We start from the raw sequence: 20,747 nt of genomic DNA, 5'->3' as shown, positions 1-20,747 counted from the left end.
GATGCCCGGTCGGTGGCCCGATCGGCTCCGACCCGACAGCCCTCCCGGCGCGTACGGCACATCGCGTACGACGACCGGAGGGACACCTCAGCGGTACGAGCGCTAGAGCGTTGGTAGAGGTCCCGTGTCATACGGCGTGCCCCACACGGCTGCCGTAAGGCAGCCGACGTCCCCCGGCACGGTCCGTCAAAGACCCCCGCGCTCGCCTCGGACCGCGACACACAGAAGAGGCAGCACCCTGACTACGACGTTTCGAGAACTCGGGATCCTTCCCGAGACCGCCGAGGCCCTGGAAGCCGTCGGCATCATCAACCCCTTCCCCATCCAGGAGATGACGCTCCCGGTCGCCCTGTCCGGCACCGACGTCATCGGCCAGGCCAAGACCGGCACCGGCAAGACCCTCGGCTTCGGTCTGCCGCTCCTGGAGCGCGTGACCGTCCCCGCCGACGTGGAGGCCGGACGCGCCGCCCCCGAGGCCCTCACCGACGCCCCGCAAGCGCTCGTCGTCGTCCCCACGCGCGAGCTCTGCACCCAGGTCACCAACGACCTGCTGACGGCCGGCAAGGTCCGTAACGTGCGCGTGGTCGCCATCTACGGCGGCCGGGCCTACGAGCCGCAGGTCGAGGCCCTGAAGAAGGGCGTCGACGTGGTCGTCGGCACCCCGGGCCGGCTCCTGGACCTCGCGGGCCAGAAGAAGCTGAACCTGAAGCACATCAAGTCGCTCGTCCTGGACGAGGCCGACGAGATGCTCGACCTGGGCTTCCTGCCCGACGTCGAGAAGATCATCAACATGCTTCCGGCCAGGCGCCAGACCATGCTGTTCTCGGCGACCATGCCGGGCGCGGTCATCGGTCTCGCCCGCCGCTACATGTCGCAGCCCACGCACATCCGCGCCACCGCGCCGGACGACACGGGCGCGACCGTCGCGAACACCAAGCAGTTCGTCTACCGCGCGCACTCCATGGACAAGCCGGAGATGATCGCCCGCATACTGCAGGCCGACGGCCGCGGACTGGCGATGATCTTCTGCCGGACCAAGCGCACGGCCGCCGACATCGCCGAGCAGCTCCAGCAACGCGGGTTCGCCTCCGGCGCGGTCCACGGCGACCTCGGCCAGGGCGCCCGCGAGCAGGCGCTGCGCGCCTTCCGCAACGGCAAGGTGGACGTGCTCGTCTGCACCGACGTGGCCGCGCGCGGCATCGACGTCGAGGGCGTCACCCACGTCATCAACTACCAGTCCCCCGAGGACGAGAAGACGTACCTGCACCGCATCGGCCGTACGGGCCGCGCGGGCGCGAAGGGTACGGCGATCACCTTCGTCGACTGGGACGACATCCCGCGCTGGCAGCTCATCAACAAGGCGCTGGAGCTGGGCTTCCCAGAACCGGTGGAGACGTACTCGACCTCCCCGCACTTCTTCGAGGAGCTCAAGATCCCGGCCGGCACCAAGGGTGTCCTGCCGCGTTCCGAGCGCACCCGGGCCGGGCTCGAGGCGGAGGAGCTGGAGGACCTGGGCGAGACCGGCGGCCGTGGTGGCCGCGGTCGCGGTGGCCGGGACGACCGTCGCGACCGGGGCGCAGCCCGCTCCGAGGAGCGCGAGCGTTCGGCCCGCACCCCGCGCCGCCGCCGTCGCACCCGCGCCGGTTCGGCGCTGGACCCGGCATCCGGTACGACGTCCTCGGCGCCGGCCGCCGAGTCCGCGTCCCCCGCCGCCGAGTCCGTCACGGCGTCGGAGCCCGCGGGTTCCCGCACCCCGCGCCGCCGCCGTCGTACGCGCAGCGGGGCGTCGCCGGAGCCGGTGGCGGCCGCCGCCCCGCAGACGGTGACGCCCGAGGTGGTCGTGGAGACCGTCGAGGCCGTCGAGGCCGTGGTGGAGACCGTCGCTCCGGAGAAGCCGCGCCGCCGTCGGACCCGCAGGTCCGCGGAGGCCGCGGTGACACCGGCCGAGGTCACGGAGGCTCCGCAGGAGACCGCCGAGACCGTCCAGGCCGTCGAGGCCCCGGTGACACCGGTCCGCCGCCGCACCCGCAAGGCCGCCGAGCCGGCCGAGGCGGTGGTGAGCGCGCCTGAGCCCGAGGTGGCCGAGGAGCCCAAGCCGCGCCGCACCCGCAAGACCGCGGCCGCCGCCGAAGCGGCCGTCGACACGGCCGAGGCCGTCGAGGCCAAGCCGCGCCGCACCCGCAAGACGGCAGCCGCCGTCGAAGCGGCCGTCGACACCGCCGAAGGCACCGAGGCCAAGCCCCGCCGCACCCGCAAGGCCGCCGCCGCGGCTCCGGTGACGGCCGAGACCGAGGCCACGACGGAGACGGAGGCCGCCAAGCCGCGTCGTACCCGCAAGGCGGCAGCCACCGCCGAAGCGGCCGTCGACACGGCCGAGGCCGTCGAGGCCAAGCCGCGCCGCACCCGCAAGACGGCAGCCGCCACCGAGACGGTCGCCGCCCCGGAGACCGCCCAGGTCGTCGAGGCCGCCGAGGCCAAGCCGCGCCGCACCCGCAAGACCGCGGCCGCCGCCCAGACGGCGGTGGACACGGCTGAGGCCACCGAGGCCAAGCCGCGCCGCACCCGCAAGACGGCAGCCGCCGCCCCGGAGACCGCCCAGGTCGTCGAGGTCGCCGAGGTCGCCGAGGCCAAGCCGCGCCGGACCCGGAAGGCCGCCGAGGCCGCCGTCGACACCGTCGAGGGCACCGAGGTCAAGCCCCGCCGGACCCGCAAGACGGCTGCTGCCGCCAGTGCGGAGATTCCGGCGCAGGCCAGCGAGGAGCCTGAGGTCAAGCCGAGGCGTCGTACCACCCGCAAGGTGGCCGAGTCCGTCGAGGCGGTCGGCGCTGCCGACGCGGCCGACGCGGAGGCGAAGCCGAAGGCCCGCCGGACCCGGAAGGCCGCCGCGGCGGCTCCCGAGGCCTGAGCACCTCACCGAACGGCCCGGCCCACCCTGTGTGGGCCGGGCCGTCGGCGTTCCCGGCCCAACCTGCCGCCTCCCACCGCCCGCCGCCCGTCCCCACCGCCTGCCCGCCCGCCTCCACCGCCCGTCCCCACCACCCGTCCCCACCGCCTGCCGCACGCCGCCCGCGTCCACCGCCTGCCCGCCCGCCTCCGCCGCCTGCCGCCCCTCCCCCACCGCCTGCCTACCGCCTACCGCCTGCCACCCGCCACCCGCCACCTCGCGCGGGATTCATCCGCCGGCTTCCGGGGCGTCGCGGTGCGGCGGATAACCTCTCCCCATGAGCAGGCCTCGTACCTTTGTCCCGCCCGTCGGTGCGCGTGCGTACGCGCTCGCCACCGAGCGGGGGAAGTTCGCCGTCGTCGACGCGCCCGCGGCCGCCGGGACCGAGCCCAAGGGGACCGCGCTGCTGCTGCCCGGGTTCACCGGCAGCAAGGAGGACTTCAACCCGCTGCACGAGGCGCTGGGCGCGCGCGGGTACCGGACCGTCGCCGTGGACGGGCGTGGGCAGTTCGAGTCGGACGGCCCCGAGGACGACGAATCGGCCTACGCCCAGGAGGAGTTGGCCCGGGACGTGCTCGCGCAGGCGGCCGCGGTCGGCGACGGCCGGCCCGTGCATCTGCTGGGGCACTCCCTCGGCGGTCAGATCGCGCGCGCGGCCGTGCTCCTCGACCACACCCCGTTCCGCTCGCTGACGCTGATGTCCTCGGGCCCGGCGCAGATCTCCGTCCCCCAGCAGCAGCGGGTGAAGCTGTTGCGGGACGCGCTCGCGGTGCTGCCGATGGCCGAGGTGTGGGAGGCCATGCAGGCCATGGAGGCGCCGGAGGAGCTGGCCGAGGGCGACCCGGAGGAGCATGCGGCGTATCGGGCGGACCAGGAGGATCTGCGGCGCCGCTGGCTGGGCAACAAGCCGGCCGAACTCCTCGCCGCCGGACGCCAGCTGTGCACCGAGCCGGACCGAGTCGACGAACTCGCCGCCGTACCGCTGCCGTTCCATGTGCTGTCGGGGGCGCGGGACGACACCTGGCCGCTGCCGCTGCTGGACGAGATGGCGCTACGGCTGCGCGCGCACCGGACGGTCGTCGCGGGTGCCGAGCACTCCCCGAACACCGACCGACCGGCCCCCACCGCCGAGGCGATCGCCGCCTTCTGGGACGGCGTGCAGGGATAGAGCGCGCCCCACGGATCACGCCGCGTACGCGGGGTGCGGAGCCGGCCGCGGACGCGGGGGTGCCGAGCCGGCCGCAGACGCGAGGTGCGGCACCGCTGATTTCCCGTGATCTGGTCCGCCGGAATGGTCCTGGTCGCGAACGGCTAGTACTGCGTCTGAAGGTGCTCCCAGAAGCCGTCCCGGAGGGCTCGGCGCAGGTCGGCCTGGCCGCGCAGGGAGTACTGGAGCAGGCCCTCGGCCTCGACGAGGAGGTCCTGGTCGACCGGGCCCGGCAGGTAGGGATGGCCGGGCAGCAGCTCGACGAGCGCCTCCCTGCCCCGCGAGGACAGCCACTTCGCGGCGATCTGCGCGCCGACGAAACGGACGTCCTCCCGGCTGGGCCTGGTGCCGCCGGTCTCGTAGGCGTGGGCGGTGCGCCGGGCGACGTACGGCTTGAAGAACTCGAGGTCGAGGGTGCGCTGGCTGTCGACCTCCCAGAGCAGCGGCTCGGCCTGGTTACGGCCCTCGGGTGCCTCGATGCCCCACAGGTGGACACGGGCGCCGTAGCCCTGGGCCGCCTCGACCGCCGAGACCAGGTCCTCGTCGCCGCCGAGCAGGGCCGCGTCGCTGATGGCGCGGTGCCGGGCGAGTGACTCGAGGTCCGTACGGATCAGGGAGTCGACGCCCTTCTGCTGGTTGTTGGCGTTGAGGTTGCCGAGCCGGACCTTGACGTCGGGCAGTTCGGCGATGGTCTGCTGCTCGGCGGTGTGGATGCGGCGGCGGGCGCCGTCGTACCAGTAGACGCGCAGCAGCCGGCTGTCCGCGAAGATCTGGCGTGCCTTGTCGATGAGTGCCTCGATCAGCCCCTCGGCGTCGAGGTCGAAGGCGCGACGGTCCTCCGTCCCGGCGACGAGCCGGCCCGTGGCCGCGTAGAGGTAGCCCGCGTCGACGAAGATCGCGTGTGTCGAAGGTGTCTTCGCCACTTCGGCGAGCATGCGGGTGAGCAGCTCGTTCGTGCGATCGATGCGGGCCCGAAGGGCGGCGAGGTCGTCGTTCATCGCCTCCATTGTCCCGGCGGTCACGCAGCGAACACAACCGGTCCCGGTCAGTCTCCCGGACGACTCTTACCGGTCGGTAATTAGGCGTTCGAAAATTTTCTTTAGCCAAGGGAATGTTTGTAACACGCAAGCCGTTGACTCGGAGGAACACAAGACGAAGGGAGAGGCAGATGCGCTTCGAGATCAGGCGACTGGACGAAGTCGACGGCACCACCGTGGACTGCACCGTCGTGGACGCCGCCTCCGTCAACAGGATCGTCCAGCAGGCCGCCGCCATCGGGCAGCGGCTGTGGATCCGACCGGCCGAGAACCAGGCTTCGTAAGAGACGAGAACCAGGCCTCGTAAGGGATACGAGACCCGAGCCACGACGCACCACGAGACACACTGACGCGCGGAACACCGCAGAGTCTTCGGAGCCCCCGTACGGTACGACGCCGTACGGGGGCTCCGCGTCTGTCCGCCCGCCCGGCTACGCGCCCTCGCCCGCCCGGCTACGCGCCCTTGATCACCTGGGTGACGCCGTTGATGATCTGCTGTACGGCGATCGCGGAGAGCATCATGCCCGCGAGCCGTGTCACCAGCACCACACCGCCGTCCTTGATGACCCGGATGATCAGCAGCGAGTACCGCATCACCAGCCACAGCACGACATGGATGGCCAGGATCGCGGCCCACACGGACACCTGGGCGGAGACGCTGTCCGCCCTCTGCACGGCGAGGATGACCGACACGATCGCGCCGGGCCCCGCCAGCAGCGGCATGCCCAGGGGCACCAGCGCCACGTTGACGTCCTTGGTCTGCTTCGGCTCGTCGTTCTTGCCGGTGAGCAGGTCGAGGGCGATCAGCAGGAGCAGCAGCCCGCCCGCGATCATCAGCGCGGGCACCGAGACATGCAGGTAGTCGAGGATCTGGTGGCCCAGGAGCCCGAAGACGGTGATCACCCCGCCGGCCACGCAGACGGCCTGGAAGGCCATCCGCCGCTGCACCTTGCCGGGCCGGCCGGAGGTGAGGGCGAGGAAGATCGGGGTGATCCCAGGGGGATCCATGATGACGAACAGGGTCAGGAAGAGGGAGCCGAAGACGGCGACGTCGAACATGCGTGAGCCTTGTGCCTAGGTCGGCGCTGCGGGGGGTGGTGCCGCAGGGCGATGGGGGTCACCACGCGCCGGCGAGCCCATCCCGGAGAAGGGCGGGCCCGATCTGTCGCGCGGGGAATTCGGGAACGGGGGTGAGCCTCAGCGTCCGCCGGTCCCCGGGACGGGGAACGCGCCGGTGGCACGGCGTGTGATCTCCCCGTACACCTCGGGGTCGGTCGTGTACTCGCCCAGCGCCACCGTCTTGCGGCTGCCGTGGTAGTCCGAGGACCCGGTGACCAGCAGCCCCAGCTCCGCGGCCAGCCCGTGCAGCCGGACCCGGGTGTCGGCGTCGTGGTCCATGTGGTCGACCTCGATGCCGTCGAGGCCGGCCACGGCCAGCTCGGCGATCGCCGACTCGGGCACCGTACGCCCGCGCTCGGCGGCCGCCGGATGCGCGAACACGCACACCCCGCCGGCCTGCTTGACCAGTCGGATCACCGCGAAGGGGTCGGTCTCGTGCTTCTCCACGAAGGCACGGCCGCCGTCGGCCAGCCACTCCCGCGTGAACGCGTCGCTCACGGTCGGTACGACACCCAGCTCGACCAGCGCGGAGGCGACATGCGGCCGCCCCACGGAACCGTCGCCGGCGATCCGCCTCACCTGCTCCCAGGTGACCGGCACGCCCAGCTCGTTCAGCTTGGCGACCATGCCCTGGGCCCGCGGCACCCGGTCGTCGCGGACCAGCTCGCGCTCGGCGAGCAGATCGGGCTCCTCGGGGTCGAAGAGGTAGGCCAGCATGTGCATGGAGACGCCGTCGATACGACAGGACAGCTCGGCCCCGGTGACCAGGGTGAGCCCCTCGGGCAGCGCGGCGACGGCCTCGGCGTGGCCCCGGGTGGTGTCGTGGTCGGTCAGCGCGACGACGTCGAGCCCGGCAGCGGCGGCGTTCCGCACCAGCTCGGCCGGGCTGTCCGTACCGTCGGAGGCGGTGGAGTGGCTGTGCAGATCGATACGCACGACGCGGACTCCAGGCGGGACGGGACGGAAGGGACTCGTCAAGGATAGCGGCCGGACGCGGATGCCCTGTCACACCCGAAAGCCGGGGGTGCCCCGTACAGGCAGGTCACAGGCAACCCCTGCTTCCACGCACTAGGGCTCCAGCAGACGCGGCGACAACGCCCCGCAGGGCACCAGGTCCACCTCCGCGCCCGCGTCCCGCAGATCCGTGAGCACCAGTTCGTCGTACATCAGCAACCCGGTCTGCTCGGGCCACACCACCGCCCAGAGCCACATCCCCCGGGCCTCGCCCGCGAAGACGGCCCTGTCGTCCGGCGCTCCCGGCACATGCCACAGCGGCGTCGGCCGCCCGGCGGCGAGCACCTTCGCCTGCGGCGGCTTCTCCACGTCCATCGACGGGCCCGGATCCGGTCCGTCGATGCCGGCGTAGCGCGCGCCGAGGCCGACTCCCAGTTCCTCGGCGACCAGGATCATCTCCCCTATGCCGCCGAGCGGCGCGGGTCCGGAGCAGGCGACGGCGGTCGCGCGTCCACCACTGCGGTCGTCACCGGCGCAGGCCACACCTGTGAACAGCCAGCCGACCGGCAGCGGCCAGGGCATCCACACCGGCACCTGGGTGCGGTGCACCACGACATCGAGGGCCTCGACGCTGGGCGGGATCACGGGCTGTACCGGATGCACGGTCCCGTGCACCTCGCACTGCCAGGTGTCGGCGAAGAGGCCGGGAGCCCTGACCCGGCCACCGCACTTCGGGCAACTGGGTTCGCCCCTCATAGGGCCCCACGGTCCTACCCGGAATCCCCCACGTCAAGGACGATCACCCGTCCGGACGGAACCGGTCACCGGGTGGAGTTAGATGTATCTTGCATTAATTAGCCGCCCTAACTTACTATGTGTATACACCAACCAAATCGACGTGAGCAGCCGAGAACGGCGGAGGAAGCGCATGGCGGAGTCAGCAGAACCGTTCGACGCGGGGACGGGCAGCATCCTGCGGCAGCCGAAGGCCGTATGGGCGACGGCCGGCGCGTCCGTCGTCGCCTTCATGGGCATCGGGCTGGTCGACCCGATCCTGCCCTCCATAGCCAAGGGCCTGGACGCCACCACCAGCCAGGTCTCCCTGCTCTTCACCTCGTACTTCCTGATCACCGCCGTGGCGATGCTGCTCACCGGCTTCGTCTCCAGCCGGATCGGCGGCCGCGGGACCCTACTGCTCGGCCTCGCGTTCGTGGTCGTCTTCGCGGGCCTCGCCGGCACGTCGGACACCGTCGGCCAGCTCGTCGGTTTCCGGGCCGGCTGGGGCCTCGGCAACGCCCTGTTCGTCTCGACCGCGCTCGCGGTCATCGTGGGCGCGGCGGCCGGCGGCAGCGCGGCGGCGATCCTGCTCTACGAGTCCGCGCTCGGCCTCGGCATGGCGTGCGGCCCGCTGCTGGGCGCGGTGCTCGGCAACATCAGCTGGCGCTACCCCTTCTTCGGTACGGCCACCCTGATGGCGGTCGGCTTCCTGTGCATCACCGCGTTCCTGAAGGAGCAGCCCAGGCCCGCCCGCAGGACCTCGGTCCTGGACCCGATCCGGGCGCTCGGCCACGGCGGCCTGGCCTCCGTCGCCGCCTCGGCGTTCTTCTACAACTACACGTTCTTCACCGTGCTGGCCTTCACCCCGTTCGTGCTGGACATGACCCCGTACCGCTCGGGTGCCGTGTTCTTCGCCTGGGGTGTGCTGCTCGCGTTCTTCTCGGTGGTGGTGGCCCCGCGCCTGCAGCGGCGCTTCGGCTCGCTGAAGGTGCTGGGCGGCTCACTCGTGCTGCTCGCCGTGGACGTCGTCGTGCTCGGCTACGGCGGTCACACCGCCGCGATCGTCTGCACGATCCTGTCCGGCGCGTTCATCGGCGTGAACAACACCGTCTACACCGAACTGGCCCTCGGCGTGTCGGACGCGCCCCGCCCGGTGGCGAGCGCGGGTTACAACTTCGTCCGCTGGTTCGCCGCCGCGGCCGCCCCCTACTTCGCGCCGAAGATCGAGGAGTGGACCGACATCCACATCCCGTTCGTGGTGGCGGCGGTCACCGCCGTGCTGGGCGCGGTGGTGGTTCTCGTGCGACGGAACGCGCTCGCGCACGAGGCGGCGGAGTCGGCGCCGTCGCACGCCACGGAGGACGGCGTCAGCGTGTTCGCCAACTGACCGTTTCCGAATGGCGCTTGGTGAGCTTGCTCACCCTCGCGCGTCAGTCCAGCGTGACGGACCTGCGGTGCGGGTCCCGGAGGTCCGTCCCGTTGGCCAGCCAGCGCTCCTGGAGGGCCTGCGCGCCGTGCACGCGTTTCCAGGCCGCCTCGTTCGGGGTCATCGGCAGCAGCGGCAGGAACCGCACGGGATCAAGCGGCTCATCCAGCGCCAGATCCTCGACGAGACCGCCCGGCTCGCCGACCAGGACCGAGGTGAAGGAAGCGCCGGGCCACAGCGGCTCGCCGACGTCCAGCGACGCGCCCGGCGCCACGATCAGGCCCTCCACCTGCGGAGACGCGGCGAGGACAGCCAGTGCGCGGAGTACCTTGTCGGTCTCGGCGAGCCCGGCGCGGACCGACAGGACCAGTTCGGCGCGGGGTCCCTTGACGGGGTCCGCGAGCGTCGCCGTGGGGTCGGTCATGGGGTGCGCCGACATGCCGAGGGTGGCATAGCGCAGGACGTTCTCGCCCTGGAGATCCTCCTGGAAGCGGAGCACCTCGATGCGGTCCGTGCCGAGGAAGGTGACCGCCGCGCGCGCGTCCGGTTCGCCCAGTGCGGTGGTCAACCGGGCCTCGACCAGAGGAAGAACATCAGCCATGTCGTGAGCATAGAACTCGTCAGTACCGGGCAAAGCAGCGCCTTGACACTAGGGGCTACTGCTACTCTGACCGCGGTGGTTCGGGGCAGCACGCAGAGCGTCGCGGTCAGACCCTGACGCCACGAGGACTCCCTTACGAGGGACCGGCTGGAGGAGGTGGGGCTGTCATGGATCGAAGTCACCCGTGCAGTACCACTCGCTCTTCCGCCTTCTGATTTCGTCTACTGGTCGGCTGCCGCCTTCACGTTCGCGTTGTCGTTCGGAAGAGCACGTTGTTTTCGCTTGCCTGATCCCTCTGACCGGTCCGCTCGGGATCTGTCTGGATCCGTTCGTCTGATCCGAGTCAGTAGCGAAGTCGCCACCGCAACGGTGCGGTGCTCCCCGCTTTGTGGACGTGCCAAACATCCGCAGTCAGGACGTCCCCATTCCGGGTAGTTCCACCCGTCGCCGCGGTCTTCCGCTGCCTGTCGCGAAGGAGCCTGCCCATGTCGATGATCCGCGACCTCCGTGCCGTGGTCCGCCCGACCCGCCCCTCCCTGCGCAAGAGCCCGCGTGCCGAGACCGGCGCCTACGACACCACCCGCGACCCCGGTACGCCCTCGGCCGTCGTCGACTGCGCCGTCTACCGCAACGGGGCGCGCGTACAGACGTCCAAGCCGCTGACGCCGCAGGAGGCGATGCGCCAGGTGCGCCGGGACGGCGGGTTCGTGTGGATCGGCCTGCACGAGCCGACCGAGGCCGAATTCGCCGGTATCGCGGGCGAGTTCGGGCTGCACCCGCTGGCGGTGGAGGACGCCGTGCAGGCCCACCAGCGCCCCAAGCTCGAGCGCTACGACGACTCCCTGTTCACCGTCTTCAAGACCATCCACTACGTCGAGCACGACCAGCTCACCGCCAACAGCGAGGTCGTGGAGACCGGCGAGGTGATGTGCTTCACCGGCCGGGACTTCTTCATCACCGTCCGGCACGGCGGGCAGGGCTCGCTGCGGGCGCTGCGGCACCGGCTCCAGGACGACCCCGAGCTGCTCGCCAAGGGCCCCTCGGCCGTGCTGCACGCCATCGCGGACCATGTCGTCGACGGCTATGTCGCGGTCGCCGACGCCGTGCAGGACGACATCGACGAGGTGGAGACCGAGGTCTTCTCGCCCGGCCGCAAGGGCGGGGTCTCGCGTGGTGTGGACTCCGCGCGCATCTACCAACTGAAGCGCGAGGTGCTGGAGTTCAAGCGCGCGGTGTCGCCGCTGCTGCGTCCCATGCAGCTGCTCAGTGAGCGCCCGATGCGGCTGGTCGACCCCGACATCCAGAAGTACTTCCGGGACGTCGCCGACCACCTCGCCCGCGTCCAGGAGCAGGTCGTCGGCTTCGACGAACTCCTCAACTCGATCCTCCAGGCCAACCTGGCGCAGGCGTCCGTGGCGCAGAACGAGGACATGCGGAAGATCACGGCATGGGCCGCGATCATCGCCGTACCGACGATGGTGTGCGGTGTGTACGGCATGAACTTCAAGTACATGCCGGAGCTGCACTGGAAGTACGGCTACCCGGTGATCATGGGCATCACGGTCTGCATCTGCCTCGGCATCCACCGCACCCTGAAGCGCAACGGCTGGCTCTAGGCTGGGCGCCATGACAAGCGAGCTGCTCGGCCAGGCCCTCGTCGAGGAGGCCACGAAGAAGTCCGGCCTCATCTGGGTCCGGGGCGCCGGGGCGCCGGCCGCGCGTGCGGTGTGGCATGCCTGGGCCGACGGGGCCGTGTGCCTGGTCGGTGACGGGAGCGAGCAGCCGCTGACCGGGCTGGCCGACGGAGGGTCGGCCGAGGTGACCGTCCGCAGCAAGGACAAGGGCGGTCGGCTGGTCACCTGGACGGCGACGGTCACGGAGCTGTCCGCCGGCTCCCCCGAATGGGACGCGGCGGTGGCGGAGCTGAAGGGCAAGCGCCTCAACGCGCCCGACGGCGAGGCCATGACGGACCGCTGGGCGAGGGAATGCCGGGTGCTGCGCCTGCGCCCGACGGGAGCGACGACACCGCTGCCGACGGGAAGCCTGGCGGAAGTTCCGGCGCCGTCCCCGGCGACCACCCGGCACCCGATCCCGGCGGGCCTGCCGAAGCTCCTCGCAAGGCGCAGAAAGCCCAAGTAGCCCAACCCCAGGCCACGTCCGGCACCACCCGCCCGCCGCCCCGGTGCCCCCTACGACGCGGGCAGTTGCTTGCCGTAGTCGACCGTCTCGCCCTTTTTCGGCTCGGTGACGCTGAAGGACCTGCCCCAGTCCGTGAAGGTGAGGGTGCCGGCGCCGCCGGCGCGCTCCAGGCGGAGCGGATACGGCTCGCCCTTGAGCGAGACGTCCAGCGTGCCGCCGGAGCCGCCGTCGCCGGCGATGCGGATGGTGGGGGTGCCCGACTGTTCGTGGTGGCCGTCGGTCGAGAGGGAGCCGTGCAGGGTCAGCAGGCCCGACAGGAGGAGGTCCTTGTCCGTGAAGCCGCTGAACTTCTTGTACGAAGGGTCGCCCTGCGGAACCTTCACGTACTTGCCGTCGAGGGTGCCGGCCGCACCCCTGTCGTTCCCGTCGGCATGGTTCCAGAAGTCCGCGTCGGCCTGCAGATACAGCGTCCGGCCCACCCGGAGCAGGTGGAAGGTCGAGCCCTTCGACGTGACCGACCCGGTCCCGCCGCGCGCGTTCAGCCGCATGTCCAGCTGGTAGGTGCGCCCGCTCGTGACCACGGTCCCCGCCATCCGGACCGTCGCCACCGACGTCGCCGCCGCGCGGGTCTTCGACTGGATGACGTCCGGGGCCAGCTTGCCCACCCCGTTGGTGCCCGCGTCCGGATCCTCACTGCACGCGGTGAGGAGGGTCAGCGCGCACATCGCGGTCACCAGTGCGGCGCGGCGAGTACGGCTACGGCCCGGAGCAATCGCGGTCACGGACGGGGCCACCTTTCTGAGGGGTCCGGCACGGCGTACCGCAGCGTACCGGTGCCCCACCCACCCGGCGGAGCCAGTCCGTCCGGACCGCCCACCAGGGCGTATCCGATCGGTACGGGCTAGCCTGAACCCCACCGAGCAGGCGAAAAGGACAGGAAATTCACCAAGCGGTACTTCGGGATAAAAAGGAAGCGGACCCATGGCAGCCGGCGCTCCCCGGATCTTCGTCTCGCACCTCGCCGGTATCGCCGTCTTCGATCCCAACGGCGACCAGGTGGGACGCGTCAGGGACCTCGTCGTCATGCTGCGCGTCGGCCGCAAGCCCCCGCGGCTGCTGGGCCTGGTCGTCGAACTGTCCACCCGGCGCCGCATCTTCCTGCCCATGACCCGGGTGACGAGCATCGAGTCCGGCCAGGTCATCAGCACCGGCGTGCTCAACGTCCGCCGCTTCGAGCAGCGGCCCACCGAGCGCCTGGTCTTCGGTGAACTCCTCGACCGCCGCGTCCAGCTGGTCGAGACCGGCGAGGAGGTCACCGTCCTGGACCTGGGCGCACAGCAGCGGCAGGCCCGCCGGGAGTGGGAGGTCGACCGCGTCTTCGTCCGCAAGGGCCGCACGGGCACCTTCCGGCGGACCAGGGGCGAGTCGCTCACCGTCGAGTGGTCGCAGGTCACCGGCTTCTCCCTGGAGGAGCACGGCCAGGGCGCCGAGAGCCTGCTCGCCACCTTCGAGCAGCTGCACCCCGCCGACCTCGCCAACGTGCTGCACCATCTCTCCGCCAAGCGCCGCGCCGAGGTGGCCGCCGCGCTGGACGACGACCGCCTGGCCGACGTACTCGAAGAGCTTCCCGAGGACGACCAGATCGAGATCCTCGGCAAGCTGAAGGAGGAGCGGGCGGCGGACGTCCTGGAGGCCATGGACCCGGACGACGCGGCCGACCTGCTCGCCGAGCTCCCCGAGGAGGACAAGGAGCGGCTGCTGAGCCTCATGGAACCGGCGGACGCGGCCGAGATGCGGCGGCTGATGTCGTACGAGGAGCACACCGCCGGCGGTCTGATGACGACCGAGCCGATCGTGGTGCGGCCCGACTCCACCGTCGCCGACGCCCTCGCCCGGGTCCGCAACCCCGACCTGTCCCCGGCCCTCGCCGCCCAGGTCTACGTCTGCCGCCCGCCCGACGAGACCCCGACCGGCAAGTACCTGGGCACCGTCCACTTCCAGCGCCTGCTGCGCGACCCCCCGTACACCCTGGTCAGTTCGCTCCTCGACGACGACCTGCAACCGCTCGACCCCGAGGCCACGCTGCCGATCATCGCCGGGTTCTTCGCCACGTACGACATGGTCGCGGCACCCGTGGTGGACGAGACCGGGTCGCTGCTGGGCGCGGTGACCGTGGACGACGTCCTGGACCACATGCTGCCCGAGGACTGGCGGGAGACCGAGTTCGACCTGGACGAGGAGGAGCAGGACAAGGGGGTGGGGAGCCATGACACCTGAGCGTGAGGGCAGCCGGGAGCGGACCCCGTCCGGCGCCACCGCCGCCACCCGGCCGCGCGGACCCCGTCTGGACCAGCCGCGCCCACCGCGCCGCAGGCTCCTGCCCGAGTGGGACCCGGAGGCCTTCGGCCGGCTCTCCGAGCGCATCGCGCGTTTTCTGGGTACCGGGCGGTTCATCGTCTGGATGACGTTCGTGATCATCGCCTGGGTGCTGTGGAACGTCTCGGCGCCCGGGAAATTCCGCTTCGACGAGTACCCGTTCATCTTCCTGACCCTGGTCCTGTCCCTCCAGGCCTCCTACGCGGCCCCGCTGATCCTGCTCGCGCAGAACAGGCAGGACGACCGCGACCGGGTCAACCTCGAACAGGACCGCAAGCAGAACGAGCGTTCCATCGCCGACACCGAGTACCTGACCCGGGAGATCGCCGCGCTCCGCATGGGCCTGGGCGAGGTGGCGACCCGGGACTGGATCCGCTCCGAGCTGCAGGACCTGCTCAGGGATTTGGAGGAGCGGCGGGACGGCCACGGCGTATTCCCGGCAGATCGGTCGGCAAGGCGTGACGTAGACGACCGGTGAGGGGCGTTATAGGGGCCCTGTGCGTCGCCGTACCATCGTGTGTATGGCTAGCGAAGACGCGGTGCGCCAGGCACTGGCGACGGTGAACGACCCGGAGATCAACCGACCCATCACCGAACTGGGGATGGTCAAATCGGTGGAGATCGGGGAGGACGGCGCGGTCGCGGTCACCGTGTACCTGACGGTCTCCGGATGCCCCATGCGGGACACGATCACCAAGCGGGTCACCGAGGCGGTCTCCCGTGTCGACGGTGTCACCCGCGTCGACGTCACCCTGGACGTGATGAGCGACGAGCAGCGCAAGGAGCTGGCTTCCGCGCTGCGCGGCGGCCAGACCGAGCGCGAGGTGCCCTTCGCGAAACCGGGCAACCTCACCCGGGTCTACGCGGTCGCCTCCGGCAAGGGCGGTGTCGGCAAGTCGTCGGTCACGGTCAACCTCGCCGCCGCGATGGCCGCCGACGGACTCAAGGTCGGTGTCGTCGACGCCGACATCTACGGCCACTCGGTCCCCCGCATGCTCGGCGCGGACGGCCGCCCCACCCAGGTCGAGAACATGATCATGCCGCCGTCGGCGCACGGCGTGAAGGTCATCTCGATCGGCATGTTCACCCCGGGCAACGCCCCGGTGGTCTGGCGCGGCCCGATGCTGCACCGCGCTCTCCAGCAGTTCCTCGCGGACGTCTACTGGGGCGACCTCGACGTCCTGCTGCTCGACCTCCCGCCCGGCACGGGTGACATCGCCATCTCGGTCGCCCAGCTGGTCCCGAACGCCGAGATCCTCGTCGTGACGACGCCTCAGCAGGCGGCGGCGGAGGTCGCCGAGCGGGCCGGCTCCATCGCGGTCCAGACCCACCAGAAGATCGTCGGCGTGGTCGAGAACATGTCCGGCCTGCCCTGCCCGCACTGCGGCGAGATGGTCGACGTCTTCGGCACGGGCGGCGGCCAGCTGGTCGCCGACGGCCTCACCCGCACGACGGGTGCGAACGTCCCGGTCCTCGGCAACATCCCGATCGACGTCCGCCTCCGCGAGGGCGGCGACGAGGGCAAGCCGGTCGTCCTGACCGACCCCGACAGCCCGGCGGGCGCGGCGCTGCGCGGCATCGCGGGCAAGCTGGGAGGCAGGCAGCGAGGCCTCTCGGGCCTGTCCCTGGGCATCACCCCGCGCAACAAGTTCTGAGAGACCCAGGCTCCGCGCCCCTTCAGGGGCGCGGAGCTGTTTCCCATGCGGCTCCGCCGCGCGGGCGCGATCAGCCGCGACGCACCCGCGGTCGCACAGGCACCGCAACCCCTACGGCGAAGGGGCGCCACACACCACCGGCGCCCCTCTCCTCACGCGTACGCGGTTTCCTCATGCGTACGCGGCAATGTCCTTGATCATCGCGAAGCCCAGCCCGTACGCGGACATCCCCCTGCCGTAGGCCCCCACATGCACCCCCTGCGACGTGGATCCGGCGAGCACCCACCCGAACTCCGACTCCCGGTAGTGGAACGGCGTGGCCACCCCGTCCACCGGCAGCGAGAGCGTGGACCACTCCGGCCCGCTCAGCTCGTCGGCCAGCTGCCACGCCGTCTCGGTCTGCTGGTCCAGCCAGTCGTCCCGCAGGCTGTGGTCCATCTGCCCCGGCCAGGTGAAGGACAGCAGCCCGACCCCCGCCAGCCACGCGGCCGACGAGACCGACGTGGCCTCCAGCAGCCCCGTCCCGTCGGCGCTCCGCCGGGACGGACTCGCCGCGACGGTCACGACCACCGCGAACTTCTCTCTCGGCTCACCGACGGACGCGGCCAGATGCTCGTTCCGCACCGACGGCTCGTCGCCGTGCCCGATCGACCCGTGCTCCACCGCGCCGTCGGCCGCCGTACCCACCTGCATGAGCCAGCGCGGCCCTGTGAACGCCTCGTCGAGGCCGTACCAGGGGAAGGGCGCCTCCAGGTAGCCGTCGACCGTGCGACGGGCGGAGGGGACCTGCTGTCCGTTCTCCGCGACCGGCGTATGTTCGCCCACCCGACTTGTCGTCTCCATCTGCCCGGACGCCTCCTAGCTCTCGTCGGTCCGGGGCGGCCCGCCCCCCTTCGGGCGCACTCGTCCGGTCCGCACAACAACTCGGCAGCATATCCACACCGCTGGGACCAGCAGCGAAACCGCCCGGCGCGTGGGTCGCGCGGGCGGCGGGATCAAGCCGTGAGCGGCGTACACGCGGTATGAAACGCGTCACGTACGCCGCTCACGCCGGAGTGTCCGGTACGGCTCAGGTGGCGTCCGCGTCGAACGGCGGACGGTCGTCCTTGCCGGGGTCCTCGGGCTTCTTGGTCATGTCGATCCGGCCACCCGCGGAACCCGTACCCGTGGAGGGGGAGGAATCGGTCTCGCGGCTGTGCACCGCGTCCGTGACCTCGGCCATCTCCTTCTTCAGGTCGAAGCCGTTACGGATCTCCTTCAGCCCCAGCTCATCGCTGTCCAGGTGCTTGCGGACGAAGTTCTTGGGGTTGAGATCCTCGAACTCGAAGTCCTTGAACTCCGGACCGAGTTCCTCGCGGATGTCCGCCTTGGCGCTCTCCGAGAACTCCCGGATCTTGCGGATGGTCCGCATCACGTCCTGGATGACCTTCGGGAGCTTGTCCGGACCGAAGACGAGCACGGCGAGCACGACGATGGTCACCAGCTCGAGTGGTCCTATGTCATTGAACACCTGAAGCTCCTTGCGATGTCCTCGGTCCTCGGCCCTCCGGTCGCTGTTGCGGGTGTTCCGTGGTCCGGGCCGGGTCCACGGTACCCGGCGTACCTGTCCGACCGGTACCGTCCCGAGGTGTCCGACCGCGTGTGTACGACCGGTTTTCCGGGTTGTTTGCCTAGTCGGGGCACACGTGCGGTCCCGGCTGTGACGTTTCTGTCAGTTCCTGTCCGCCGAACCGAGGACCGGCGAGAGGCGTTTCTCGGCGCCTGCGGGAGCGTGCCGGGGCCGCTGGGGGCGGTCGGCGGCCGGGGGCGGGCGGCTCCAGCGCGAAGTCTCCCTCGGCATCGACCGCGGAGGCCTCCTCCACCAGGTTCGCGGGTCACCGTGCCGGGCCGTTCAGCAGGTGGTCAGCGGGGAGCGCGGGAGGACGGGGAGGGAGCGGAGGTCGTGTCGGGGACGGGTGCGGCGAGCAGGGCGGCGCCGGTCGCCTCGGGCGTGCTGGTCCACGAGGTGAGGGCGAACGGCGGGTTGGCGGTCAGCGGCCGTATCAGCGGGGAGACGGCGGCCGCGCCGGCCAGCACCGGTGCGGTCAGCTCACGCAGCGCCTTCTCACCGGCGGCCGGGGAGGGCACCCCGGGCAGCAGCGGCGCGGAGACCGAGGTGGGAGCCGCGGTCGTGGCGCTGCTGCCGAGCAGGGTGCCGGAGGACAGCAGCGGGGAGAGCGAGCGGCGGCGCTGCGCGTCGGCGGCGCCCGCGGTGCCCGCGCCCGCCGTACCGGCCGGGGCGACGCTGCCGCCGCCGGTGCCGCTGCGGGCGTCGGCGGCCGAGGAGCCGGGCAGGCCGGCGGTGACCCCGCCGAGGGCGACGGCGGCCAGCGAGACCGCGCCGGCGGCGACGAACGCGAACCGCATGCCGCGCGAGGCGGAGCGGTCGGCGTCCGGGCGGCCGACCGGGTGGATACGGAAGCCCCGGCCGGCGGCCACGGCCGAGTCGTGCGGGTGGGCCGGGACGTAGCCGAACTCGAAGCGGTCCTCCTGGCTCACGCCGAAGATCCCGCTGTCGGACCGGCGTCCCGAAGGGCCTCCCCCACCGAACGGCGAACCGTCGGTGTCGCCACCCCCGGGCAGCCCCTGGAGGCGGGCCAGGAAACTCTCGGAGGGCGGGGGCGGGGCGGCCTCCGCGAAGACGTTCTTCAGCGCGCGCTGCGCGTCGGCCTCCGCCTTGCACCTGGCACAGGTCGCCAGGTGGGCCAGGACACGATCACGCGACTCATGGCCGAGCTCTCCGTCCACCAGGGCGGAGAGTCGGTCTCCCAGGTGCTGCTCGGCGAGCTGTCGCTCGGCGGGTTTCGGTCGTGAACCACTCACGCGGACGCGCCCCCTCCTCCCAGTGCGGGAACACGGGGCACGAAGGAGCGGCGCTCGGCCTTGCGGGCTTCCGGGGAGCGGTGCGCGAGGGCCTTGCGCAGCTGGGAACGGCCGCGGTGGATCCGGGAGCGGACCGTGCCGAGCTTGACGCCGAGGGTCGCGGCGATCTCCTCGTACGACAGGCCCTCGATGTCGCACAGGACGACGGCGGCGCGGAACTCGGGCGCGAGGGTGTCCAGGGCCTGCTGCACGTCGGCGTCGAAGTGCGCGTCGTTGAAGGCCTGGGACGGGGTGGGCTCGCGGCTGGGCAGGCGCTCGGCCGCGTCCTCGCCGAGGGCGTCGAAGCGGATGCGCTGCTTGCGCCGGACCATGTCGAGGAACAGGTTGGTCGTGATGCGGTGCAGCCAGCCCTCGAAGGTGCCCGGCGAGTAGGTCGACAGAGAGCGGAAGACGCGGACGAAGACCTCCTGAGTGAGGTCCTCGGCGTCGTGCTGATTGCCGGTGAGGCGGTAGGCCAGGCGGTAGACGCGGCCGCTGTGCGTGCTGACGATCTCCTCCCACGTGGGCGGAGTCCATGCCTGCCCGTCCGCGTCGGTGGAGAAGGTCGCGGTCCGGTCCTCGCCCATGGCGAGCACGTCGGCGTGGCTGGGGTCAGCAGCGGTGTCGTTCACGGATTTCGGCCTGCCCGCCGATCCGAGGAAGCGCCGTAGCACTCCTCCCCGATCCCCGGGTGTGGCCGCACCTCCCCTGTCGGCTCTGGTGGTGTCCAGTGGAGCCCCTACCATAGCCACCTCGCCCGTTAGGACCGGATAAGCGGTTTTACGAGAATTTGATCTCTGCTGGTACGGCTCATCCGGCCGCATCAGCGGTTGCTCGACCACCGTCTCGTCATCGTGATCCATTCGTGTCCCCCCGCCCTGTCTTCCACCCCTCTAAACGCCTGGTCCCATCTGCGGGTTCCCGGCACCAACGGATACAGTCACGCCCAGGCAACCACGGGGACAGGAGAGGGTCATTACCGGCAACCGGCAGACGAGCTGGGCGTTCGCCGACGCCTTTGTCGCCGAGGACGAAGCGCTGCGGTGGGCCCGTGACCGGGCCCGCGACGCAGGGCTGCGCTCGGTGTCGCCCGGCACGGGTGCCGCGCTGCGTCTGCTCGCCGCCTCCGTGGACGCCAAGGCGGTCGCCGAGATCGGTACCGGGTGCGGGGTGTCCGGGATGCATCTGCTGCACGGCATGCGCGCGGACGGTGTCCTGACGACCGTCGACCCCGAGCCGGAGCACCAGCAGTTCGCCCGGCAGGCCTTCCGTGCCTGCGGCTTCGCGAGCAACCGGGCCCGCTTCATCCCGGGCCGCGCCCTCGACGTACTTCCCCGTCTCGCGGACGCCGGGTACGACCTGGTGTTCTGCGACGGCGACCGGCAGGAGTACTCCGACTATCTCGCTGAATCGTTGCGCCTGCTGCGCCCGGGTGGCCTGGTGGTCTTCGAGGGCGTCTTCGCCAACGGCCGCACGGTCGACTCCGGGCCGCAGCCGACCGAGGTGCTGCGGCTGCGCGAGCTGCTGCGCACGGTCCGGGAGAGCCCGGAGCTGGTGCCGTCACTGCTGCCGGTGGGCGACGGACTGCTCTGCGCCGTCAAGCGCTGACCC

The 20,747-nt window shown here is 71.4% G+C and carries 20 protein-coding genes; 10 read left to right on the top strand and 10 right to left on the bottom strand.

Going from position 1 to position 20,747, the window contains the following annotated elements; genetic code table 11:
* The first annotated feature begins 331 nt into the window (after nucleotides 1-331).
* Nucleotides 332-2,905: a DEAD/DEAH box helicase gene (locus ABZ642_RS04190; RefSeq protein ID WP_360476767.1), complete on the top strand. Its 2,574-nt coding sequence runs from the start codon at nucleotides 332-334 to the stop codon at nucleotides 2,903-2,905.
* A gap of 316 nt (nucleotides 2,906-3,221) precedes the next feature.
* On the top strand, nucleotides 3,222-4,112 hold the full coding sequence (locus ABZ642_RS04185) for an alpha/beta hydrolase (RefSeq protein WP_360476764.1): 891 nt from the start codon (nucleotides 3,222-3,224) through the stop codon (nucleotides 4,110-4,112).
* A 143-nt stretch (nucleotides 4,113-4,255) separates the two neighbouring features.
* On the opposite strand, the gene ABZ642_RS04180 is transcribed toward ABZ642_RS04185, so the two are convergent.
* A complete protein-coding gene (locus ABZ642_RS04180; protein ID WP_360477597.1) occupies nucleotides 4,256-5,158 on the bottom strand; it encodes an NYN domain-containing protein in 903 nt (300 codons plus the stop codon).
* Between the two features lie 161 nt (nucleotides 5,159-5,319).
* Here ABZ642_RS04180 and ABZ642_RS04175 point away from each other — a divergent pair, with 161 nt between their 5' ends.
* Complete coding sequence (locus ABZ642_RS04175) at nucleotides 5,320-5,472, top strand: hypothetical protein (protein WP_351704745.1); 153 nt, start codon at nucleotides 5,320-5,322, stop codon at nucleotides 5,470-5,472.
* 169 nt (nucleotides 5,473-5,641) lie between these two features.
* On the opposite strand, the gene ABZ642_RS04170 is transcribed toward ABZ642_RS04175, so the two are convergent.
* The 3 genes from ABZ642_RS04170 to ABZ642_RS04160 form a co-directional block, all read right to left on the bottom strand.
* Nucleotides 5,642-6,247 (bottom strand): MarC family protein, encoded by a 606-nt coding sequence (locus tag ABZ642_RS04170; protein WP_360476760.1) that lies wholly within the window; start codon nucleotides 6,245-6,247, stop codon nucleotides 5,642-5,644.
* Nucleotides 6,248-6,385: 138 nt separating this feature from the next.
* Nucleotides 6,386-7,243 carry a PHP domain-containing protein gene (locus ABZ642_RS04165; RefSeq protein WP_360476758.1) on the bottom strand — a complete coding sequence of 286 codons (858 nt, stop codon included), beginning with the start codon at nucleotides 7,241-7,243 and terminating at the stop codon, nucleotides 6,386-6,388.
* 132 nt (nucleotides 7,244-7,375) lie between these two features.
* Nucleotides 7,376-8,017 (bottom strand): DUF6758 family protein, encoded by a 642-nt coding sequence (locus ABZ642_RS04160; RefSeq protein WP_360476755.1) that lies wholly within the window; start codon nucleotides 8,015-8,017, stop codon nucleotides 7,376-7,378.
* A 172-nt stretch (nucleotides 8,018-8,189) separates the two neighbouring features.
* Between ABZ642_RS04160 and ABZ642_RS04155 the strand changes: the two genes are divergently transcribed.
* Nucleotides 8,190-9,425 (top strand): MFS transporter, encoded by a 1,236-nt coding sequence (locus ABZ642_RS04155; RefSeq protein WP_360476752.1) that lies wholly within the window; start codon nucleotides 8,190-8,192, stop codon nucleotides 9,423-9,425.
* A gap of 43 nt (nucleotides 9,426-9,468) precedes the next feature.
* Here the strand turns inward: ABZ642_RS04155 and ABZ642_RS04150 are convergent, their stop codons facing one another.
* A complete protein-coding gene (locus tag ABZ642_RS04150; RefSeq protein WP_360476749.1) occupies nucleotides 9,469-10,065 on the bottom strand; it encodes a suppressor of fused domain protein in 597 nt (198 codons plus the stop codon).
* A 485-nt stretch (nucleotides 10,066-10,550) separates the two neighbouring features.
* On the opposite strand from ABZ642_RS04150, the gene ABZ642_RS04145 reads away from it, so the two are divergent.
* On the top strand, nucleotides 10,551-11,681 hold the full coding sequence (locus ABZ642_RS04145) for a magnesium and cobalt transport protein CorA (protein ID WP_360476746.1): 1,131 nt from the start codon (nucleotides 10,551-10,553) through the stop codon (nucleotides 11,679-11,681).
* Nucleotides 11,682-11,691: 10 nt separating this feature from the next.
* The gene (locus ABZ642_RS04140) at nucleotides 11,692-12,204 is read left to right on the top strand and encodes a hypothetical protein (RefSeq protein ID WP_360476744.1); all 513 of its coding nucleotides are present in this window, start codon (nucleotides 11,692-11,694) and stop codon (nucleotides 12,202-12,204) included.
* A gap of 50 nt (nucleotides 12,205-12,254) precedes the next feature.
* Here the strand turns inward: ABZ642_RS04140 and ABZ642_RS04135 are convergent, their stop codons facing one another.
* Entirely contained in the window at nucleotides 12,255-12,986 is a 732-nt protein-coding gene (locus tag ABZ642_RS04135; protein WP_360476740.1) for a hypothetical protein, read from the bottom strand.
* Nucleotides 12,987-13,185: 199 nt separating this feature from the next.
* On the opposite strand from ABZ642_RS04135, the gene ABZ642_RS04130 reads away from it, so the two are divergent.
* Genes ABZ642_RS04130 through ABZ642_RS04120 form a run of 3 tightly spaced genes read left to right on the top strand, consistent with a single transcriptional unit; the run spans nucleotide 13,186 to nucleotide 16,235 of the window.
* Nucleotides 13,186-14,481, top strand: coding sequence for a CBS domain-containing protein (locus ABZ642_RS04130; RefSeq protein WP_360476737.1), 1,296 nt, complete (start codon nucleotides 13,186-13,188; stop codon nucleotides 14,479-14,481).
* On the top strand, nucleotides 14,471-15,058 hold the full coding sequence (locus ABZ642_RS04125) for a DUF1003 domain-containing protein (protein WP_360476735.1): 588 nt from the start codon (nucleotides 14,471-14,473) through the stop codon (nucleotides 15,056-15,058). The genes ABZ642_RS04130 and ABZ642_RS04125 overlap by 11 nt, the downstream gene beginning before the upstream one ends.
* A gap of 43 nt (nucleotides 15,059-15,101) precedes the next feature.
* Complete coding sequence (locus ABZ642_RS04120; RefSeq protein WP_360476732.1) at nucleotides 15,102-16,235, top strand: Mrp/NBP35 family ATP-binding protein; 1,134 nt, start codon at nucleotides 15,102-15,104, stop codon at nucleotides 16,233-16,235.
* Nucleotides 16,236-16,406: 171 nt separating this feature from the next.
* Here ABZ642_RS04120 and ABZ642_RS04115 read toward each other — a convergent pair whose 3' ends face one another.
* The 4 genes from ABZ642_RS04115 to sigE form a co-directional block, all read right to left on the bottom strand.
* Nucleotides 16,407-17,078, bottom strand: a complete 672-nt coding sequence (locus ABZ642_RS04115; protein ID WP_360476729.1) for a hypothetical protein — start codon at nucleotides 17,076-17,078, stop codon at nucleotides 16,407-16,409.
* Nucleotides 17,079-17,304: 226 nt separating this feature from the next.
* On the bottom strand, nucleotides 17,305-17,745 hold the full coding sequence (locus ABZ642_RS04110; protein ID WP_360476726.1) for a sec-independent translocase: 441 nt from the start codon (nucleotides 17,743-17,745) through the stop codon (nucleotides 17,305-17,307).
* Between the two features lie 392 nt (nucleotides 17,746-18,137).
* The gene (locus tag ABZ642_RS04105) at nucleotides 18,138-19,097 is read right to left on the bottom strand and encodes an anti-sigma factor (protein ID WP_360476723.1); all 960 of its coding nucleotides are present in this window, start codon (nucleotides 19,095-19,097) and stop codon (nucleotides 18,138-18,140) included.
* Nucleotides 19,094-19,810, bottom strand: a complete 717-nt coding sequence (sigE, locus tag ABZ642_RS04100) for an RNA polymerase sigma factor SigE (RefSeq protein WP_360476720.1) — start codon at nucleotides 19,808-19,810, stop codon at nucleotides 19,094-19,096. Before sigE ends, ABZ642_RS04105 begins: the two co-directional genes overlap by 4 nt.
* A 235-nt stretch (nucleotides 19,811-20,045) precedes the next feature.
* On the opposite strand from sigE, the gene ABZ642_RS04095 reads away from it, so the two are divergent.
* The gene (locus tag ABZ642_RS04095; protein WP_351745689.1) at nucleotides 20,046-20,744 is read left to right on the top strand and encodes an O-methyltransferase; all 699 of its coding nucleotides are present in this window, start codon (nucleotides 20,046-20,048) and stop codon (nucleotides 20,742-20,744) included.
* Nucleotides 20,745-20,747 lie beyond the last annotated feature (3 nt).

The sequence above is a fragment of the Streptomyces sp. NPDC007157 genome, from assembly GCF_040634235.1.
In the GTDB taxonomy this organism is placed as follows: Bacteria; Actinomycetota; Actinomycetes; order Streptomycetales; family Streptomycetaceae; genus Streptomyces.
Note: the sequence above shows the minus strand (reverse complement) of the source record. Positions and strands in the feature narration are given on the sequence as shown.